Below are 6,768 nucleotides of genomic sequence, written 5' to 3'. Positions count from 1 at the left end.
AAAACATCATCTGGTCTATCCTGTTTTTCGAAAACATCATCAAGAGTTCAAACTATTCAGCAAGTTCAGTTCCTGCGTTAGCTCCATCCGGCGCTACAACAACTACAGGTACAGGAGCTACAAAAACGGAGTAGTCACTTTAAGAGTAAAGCATAAAAAAGTCCTGCCGGAAATTTCCGGCAGGACTTTTTTATGCTATCTCATTTTTATCGTTCATTAAACCAGCTTCCTGTTTCAATAACTTTTTCCAAATGTCCTAAAGTTACGGGTCTAAGGTGTATTTGCATCTTTCCTTTAACCAGTTCAATGGTCTCGGAGCCACAGACCATGGTGAAGACGCGCTGTTTGTCATAAGGTGACGCGAATCCCGTATTACCAGCCGGTTTTTCTTTCCACATCATATTTGTATGGATTTTCAGAGTCCATGGTTTTGTCGTGATAAATTAGAAATTCAGCGTGTCTGTCGTCAATTTTTACTGTTTCTATTTTTTCAATACCACGCAAACAAAGACTGTTTTCATAATGGACTTCTTTGTCAAAAAGTCCAAGCTTTGTTTGTGTGATATAAATTAGTTCTCCGCAAGATAAAAATCCACCTGTTGTAATAATAATTTTAGTCTTGTTGTTTATGTCAAATTCTTTTAGCACTTGTCCAATCAGAAGTGTGAAAATACTTACCGTTAATAATGGTGTCAGAAGGAGTGTAGCTGTCAGTATTTTCGTTGTCGTATTTTTGAAAACTGCAAAATAAATAATTGTCAAGCCGATAAATATCAAAGTGATTGTCACAAAAGTGTATTGTCCTTTTAGTCTGTAACCGTTAAATGCAAAAAATAAAATTATCAGAAATAATATTGTCGTAGTAACTAATAGTTTAACGATTACTTTCTCTGTTTTTGGAAAGTTAGTTTTTGTCAGAAGTGGAATACAATTTAGTCCAACAATTAGGCCTATGAATATTATTAACGCTGTCATCTTTTTTTGTCTTCACCGAAAATTGTCTGCAACTCTTTAATACACGCACATACTGCATGCATATTTGATATGTCGGGAAAAGGTAAAGAGATTTTTTCAGATAGCCAAGTCATCCAGCAGCTCTTAATCTGATCGATACAATCCGACATAAAAAAGTCTCCATGTCCCGATAGCTATCGGAACATGAAGACTTTTTTATGTCAAATACTTTGTACTCTCTACTCTGTACTTTAGTCTAGTAACTAGTACCTCGAACCTACCTTACGCTTCATTCAACGATCTCAGATCCACAGGCACCAGTCTCGATACTCCTTGCTCAACCATGGTGATACCGTAGATGATATCCGTGCTTGCCATCGTACGCTTGTTGTGCGTTACAATGATGAACTGAGACTCACCCGCAAACTGACGGATGATGTTGTTGAATTTATCAATGTTGGCATCATCCAGCGGCGCGTCAACCTCATCAAAGATACAGAACGGTGCCGGCTTGATCAGGTAGATCGCGAACAGGAGCGAGATCGCTGTAAGCGTTTTCTCACCACCCGATAACTGGTTGATCGTTAACGGACGTTTGCCTTTTGGTTTTGCCATGATGTCGATCGCAGAGTCCAATGGATTTTCAGGATCCACCAGTTTCAGGTCGCAGGTATCTTCATCGGTAAACAGCGAGCGGAACACACGGATAAAGTTGTCACGTATTTTTTCAAAAGCATCCAGGAACGTAGCTTTTGCAACCACATCAATTTCGTTGATGGTTTGCATCAATGAATCTTTTGATTTCGCAAGATCGTCTTTCTGACTGGTAATAAACACATGGCGCTCTTTGATCTCCTGATAAGCTTCCATGGCCATCGGGTTGATCGGTCCTAAGCGATCCAGGCTATTCTTGATTTTAATTACTTTCTCTTTCAGTTCTTCTTCAGACGGCAGCACTTCATCCGGATTCTGGTTGGCAAGCACTTCATCCAGGTTTAAGTTAAACTCGACAGATAAACGCTCTTTGATAGAGCTTAAGCCGATTTTAGTTTCCGTGATCCGGTTCTGAAGGGTAACAAGGATTTCATCACACTCTTCGCGGTTACGTCTGATTTCTTTAACTTCTTTTTCTACTTCATCAATGCGGGCACGCGTGCTGTAATAATCTTTTTCAGCTTCGTGTACGCCTTGTTCAATCGCTTCTTTTTCTTTGTAGAAACCAATCAGTTCATCTTCACTTACATCAGCGCTGTCAACCATCTGGCGGATCTCTGCATTCGTGATCTCCAGCTCTTCCTGGTTTTTCGCGATACGTTCCTTGCTTTGCTCAAACGTGGTTTGCTTATAGCCGATTTCCTGCTCTAAACTGTTTACGCGGTTTTGCTGCTGATGGAAACCGATGTTCTCCTGGTTGTACACCGCAGACTTATTACTCAGTTGCGTAGTCTGAAGAGAGAACTCATCGTTTAACTGATTCAGGCGTTCTTCCAGGCCTTCCAGCTCATCTTTACCTTCTTTGGCAAGAGGAGTATTGATGTTGATGTCTTCTTCAATCTTGGCAATTTTATCCAATACATCTTCTCTGCGCAAACTGTTGTCAGATAGCATGGATGCCAGCTGTTCCTGTTTGGTTTTAAGCGTGATGTATTCGTTGTTTACCAGATTGATTTCTCTGCGGAGTTCTTCAACCTCCAGCTTTTTTGTGTTTTCTTTAAGCTGGTAAAACTCTTTTAATTTTGTGTCCAGCGTAACACGGATGGTTTCAATATCCGTCGTGATCTGCTTGATGTCTGATTCAAGCTTCTCCATATTCTTCGCACGGCCGATACGCTTACCTTCAAACAAGCCTACAGAACCACCGGAGATGCTGTATTTTCGTTTGGCAAGTTTACCGTTTTGCGTAATGAAGATGGATTGTTCGTCTTCCGGAATAATGTCCTGGTTGCCGGTGATTACATAAACACCGTCCAGGATATATTGGATCAGGCCTTTGTATTTGCTGTCGTATTCAACAATGTCTAAAGCCGCTACGCAATCACTGTGATTTTTTTTATGCGAAGCGTTGTAGCTGTTAAAGCGCGTCAGTACAAAGAAATTTGCTTTACCTTTTGCTGAATCACTTAATAAATTCACCGCCTGTATTGCCTGCGCTTCGTTCTCTACTACATAATAGTTCATGAACGACTCCAGGTAGTTTTCTATACAGAGCCTGAATTTCTCGTCGCAGGTAAGGATATCGGAAAGGAGCGGAGTGTCCTTGCCCCAGGATGCATTCTTCTTAAGGAATTTGATTGCTTCCGGAAAACCTTCCAGGTTCTCAACCATTGACTTGGTCAGGTTGAATTCGTTCTGTTTGGAATCAAGCTTTCTGTTCGCCTGCGTCAGCTGCTCACGGATCTGTTCAATCTCTTTTTCAAGATTGAGCACCTGCTGCTGAATGCGCTCGTCTTCGGCCTGAAGTGTTTCAAGTTCCGCATTTTTGATATCCAGCGTCCGCTTTACTTCATTTGCTTTAGCTTCGAATTCTGAAAGATTGGCAGAATGTGCAGACGTATCGCTGGTTGTTTTTTCCAATTCCTGTTTCAGTGAAGACAACTGGATCGCGTAAATCTCAAGTTGTTTGTTCAGCTGGTAAACTTCTTCCTGCTTACGTTTGTAAGTGCTGGATGCTGTACCTACTTCTTCCTGCAGAACTTTGTTTTTCTCTTTTTGTTCTTCGTATTCCTGCTTCAGTTTTTCAACTTTCAGGGAAATTTCTTCGAATACTTTCTCTGCAGATTCTTTTTCTTTTGTCAGGCTGTCTAAGCTGAACGACGCGCGGTCGTTGCTTTGCTTGTCAAGTTCAATCTGGTCTGTAAGAGATTTACTTTTATCGTTTAAGAAACGCAGACGTTCATTCTTGATCTTTTTATCGCTCTCAAATGTACGGATCAGGTTTACGTGCTCGTTCAACGTTTTTTGTCTGTCGGCCAATAATTTTTCTTTATTAACCATATCCAGTTTTACCTGTTCAACGTTACTTTCTTTTTCGTTGATCTGAGAGTTGTACTGCGTACGTAAATCGTTTTTTTCATCAAGCTTCTTATGTAACTCCTGTATTTCCGTGTGCTGAGATTGCACACTTACTTTTGCCAGGTCAATGCTTGCATTTTTATAATCTTCCTTGATCTCGTGGTATTTCTCCGTCTGCTTTGCTTGTTTTTCAAGCGACTTCAGGTTTTTGTTGATCTCGAAAAGTAAATCTTCAACGCGCTCCAGATCCTTATCGGTTTCTTCCAGTTTCTTCAGCGTTTGTTTTTTACGCATCTTGAATTTAGAGATACCGGCAGCTTCTTCAAACAACTCACGACGGGAACCGTCTTTATCGTTCAGGATATCATCCACCATTTTTAATTCAATGATGGCATATGAATCCGAGCCGATACCTGTATCCAGGAATAGGTCGTTGATGTCTTTTAAACGGCAGGTAACACCATTCAATAAATATTCGCTATCGCCGGTACGGTAGTAACGACGAGTAATCGTAATCTGGGAATATTCCGTAGGCAGGAGGTTTTTAGTGTTGTTGAAAGTCAACGACACCTCAGCCATCTGTTGCGGCTTACGGTTTTTGGTACCGTTAAAAATAACGTTCTCCATTTTGTCGGAACGGAGGGCACGCGTACGCTGTTCACCCAACACCCAACGGATGGCATCCACAACGTTTGATTTTCCGCAGCCATTCGGACCTACAATACCGGTAATACCTTCGTCAAAGTTAATGACTACCTTATCACCAAAACTCTTAAATCCCTTAATTTCTAACTTACTTAATTGCATGGAAATTCGCCTCTCTTGTCAATTTTAATCTTTTAAAAGTAAGATAATTGGAGAGGAGTTACTGCCCCCATTATACCCGTTTATCAACAGTTTTATTAACAGGAATACAGGTAGGTATTTGCATAAATGCTTATAAATCAAAAAAATATTTTAAGGCTTAATAGTTTTCAACGTAGACAGAAACAACGCAATTGTTCCCTGACCGAAGAATTGAAAAAAGTACTCATCAACTTAATCCTATCAATTCTTTAATCCAGCAAATCCTGATTAAGACAAAAAAAAGTCCCGCTTCAGGCGGGACTTTCAAATAATATTTTCTCAATCCGGATTATGCTTTTGCATCCGGGTTCACCAGACGGATAATACGCACATAGTGCAATATTTTTATAACCGGATAAGTAGGGTCAAATTCAAACCATTTCATGGCAAAGTTTGGTCTGCTGCCATACATGTGGTGGTTGTTCTGGAATAACTCACCGCCAAGCAACACATCCAATGCCAGCGTGTTTCTCGATGCATCTTTATTATCATAATTCTGATAACCTAATTTGTGACCGAACCAGTTAACGATAGCGCCGTGTACCGGGCCCATTAAGAAGTGGATTGGTAACAATAGGTATAAATACCACATGTCTGCAGGTACGAAATAGATGTAGAACAATACATACAGTGTACCCCAGACGATTCTTGAAGTCCACATATCGCCTAATTTGTCGATCAACGGCCATTCAGGAAGGTTCTTGTTGAATTTTTCTTCAACGTCTGCCTGTCTTCTCAAAACAGCATTATAGATGTCTTTGGTTTTCCACATCATGACAAATGCATTTCTTGAATATAGGGGAGAGTGCGGATCTTTTTCAGTGTCGCTGTATGCGTGGTGCATTCTGTGTAAAGCGCCGTAAGCTCTTGGCACTAAATAAGAAGATCCCTGCGTGATGTATAAGAACACAAAGAAGAATTTTTCCCAGAATTTATTCATTTTGAACATTGCGTGCGCAGAATATCTGTGCAGGAAGAATGTTTGGCTGAACAAAGATAGATACCAGTGTGCAACGAAGAATATGATAATGGGCCAGGCTGTACCGTACATTTTAGTTTTATTTGGTTTGTATTAGAACAGTAAATTTAATGAATTTGTTGCTGAAAAGCAGTATTTTTTTTCAGAAGTATGTATTGTTGTTGATTAATATGAAGTTAATGCATATGAAACGATATTGGAACCCATTTGAAGCGCTTTTATACGTATTTCTTCGGGATCGTTGTACACCTGTTTGTCTTCCCAGCCGTTGCCAAGATCGCACTCATATGTATAGAAAACAACTAATCTGCCTTTATAAAGGATACCGTACCCTTTGGGCGTTTTTCCATCGTGTTCGTGTACCTTTGGAAGGCCGTTATTGAAATGGTATTTCTGGTGGTAAATCGCATGCGTGAAAGGCAATTCAACCAGTTCGGATTCAGGAAAGATTTTCTTCAGTTCCGGACGGATAAATTTATCCATCCCGTAGTTGTCGTCGATATGTAAGAAACCGCCGCCTATTAAATAATTTCTCAGGTTCTGAACTTCAGCAGAAGAAAAAACAACGTTTCCGTGACCGGTCATATGCACAAACGGATGCAGAAATAAATCCGTACTGCCGGCCTCTACAATATCTTCTTCGGGAGCCAGGTTCAAGCCGATATTTTTATTGCAGAATGCAATCAGATTGGGCAGAGAAGTTTTATTGGCGTACCAGTCGCCGCCGCCCTGGTATTTCAGTTTTGCTATTTTGAAAGAGGGCTGGAACGTTGAAGAACTCAACAGTATGCCAGCCAGCAAAAGTAATATTCCTGTATATATTTTTTTCATTGTTCCTGGATCAGATTCAATATATGACACGACGCGATTGCAGCCGTTTCAGTACGTAATATAGAATTTCCTAAGGAAATTTTCACAAATCCTTTTTCAACAGCTGCCTGAACTTCCTGCGGAGTAAAGTCACCTTCCGGACCTAT

5 protein-coding genes are annotated in these 6,768 nt (G+C 40.5%); all 5 read right to left on the bottom strand.

Features of this window, described 5'->3' with window-relative positions; translation table 11 throughout:
* Positions 1-372 precede the first annotated feature (372 nt).
* Positions 373-975, bottom strand: a complete 603-nt coding sequence (locus tag ACTHJT_RS08310) for a hypothetical protein (RefSeq protein WP_440237546.1) — start codon at positions 973-975, stop codon at positions 373-375.
* A 261-nt stretch (positions 976-1,236) separates the two neighbouring features.
* On the bottom strand, positions 1,237-4,773 hold the full coding sequence (smc, locus tag ACTHJT_RS08305) for a chromosome segregation protein SMC (RefSeq protein WP_440237545.1): 3,537 nt from the start codon (positions 4,771-4,773) through the stop codon (positions 1,237-1,239).
* Between the two features lie 328 nt (positions 4,774-5,101).
* Complete coding sequence (locus ACTHJT_RS08300; RefSeq protein ID WP_440237544.1) at positions 5,102-5,863, bottom strand: acyl-CoA desaturase; 762 nt, start codon at positions 5,861-5,863, stop codon at positions 5,102-5,104.
* Between the two features lie 93 nt (positions 5,864-5,956).
* Positions 5,957-6,622, bottom strand: a complete 666-nt coding sequence (locus tag ACTHJT_RS08295; protein ID WP_440237543.1) for a DUF4159 domain-containing protein — start codon at positions 6,620-6,622, stop codon at positions 5,957-5,959.
* A complete protein-coding gene (locus ACTHJT_RS08290; RefSeq protein ID WP_440237547.1) occupies positions 6,619-6,768 on the bottom strand; it encodes an RsmE family RNA methyltransferase in 150 nt (49 codons plus the stop codon). Before ACTHJT_RS08290 ends, ACTHJT_RS08295 begins: the two co-directional genes overlap by 4 nt.

The organism is Cytophaga sp. (assembly GCF_051961495.1).
Classification (GTDB): domain Bacteria; phylum Bacteroidota; class Bacteroidia; order Cytophagales; family Cytophagaceae; genus Cytophaga.
This window is presented reverse-complemented; position numbering and strand designations above follow the sequence as displayed.

Excerpts from the sequence above, each read along its gene's own strand:
- smc (WP_440237545.1), bottom strand. The coding sequence starts at position 4,773 with ATGCAATTAAGTAAGTTAGAAATTAAGGGATTTAAGAGTTTTGGTGAT.
- ACTHJT_RS08295 (WP_440237543.1), bottom strand. The coding sequence starts at position 6,622 with ATGAAAAAAATATATACAGGAATATTACTTTTGCTGGCTGGCATACTG.
- ACTHJT_RS08300 (WP_440237544.1), bottom strand. The coding sequence starts at position 5,863 with ATGTACGGTACAGCCTGGCCCATTATCATATTCTTCGTTGCACACTGG.
- ACTHJT_RS08310 (WP_440237546.1), bottom strand. The coding sequence starts at position 975 with ATGACAGCGTTAATAATATTCATAGGCCTAATTGTTGGACTAAATTGT.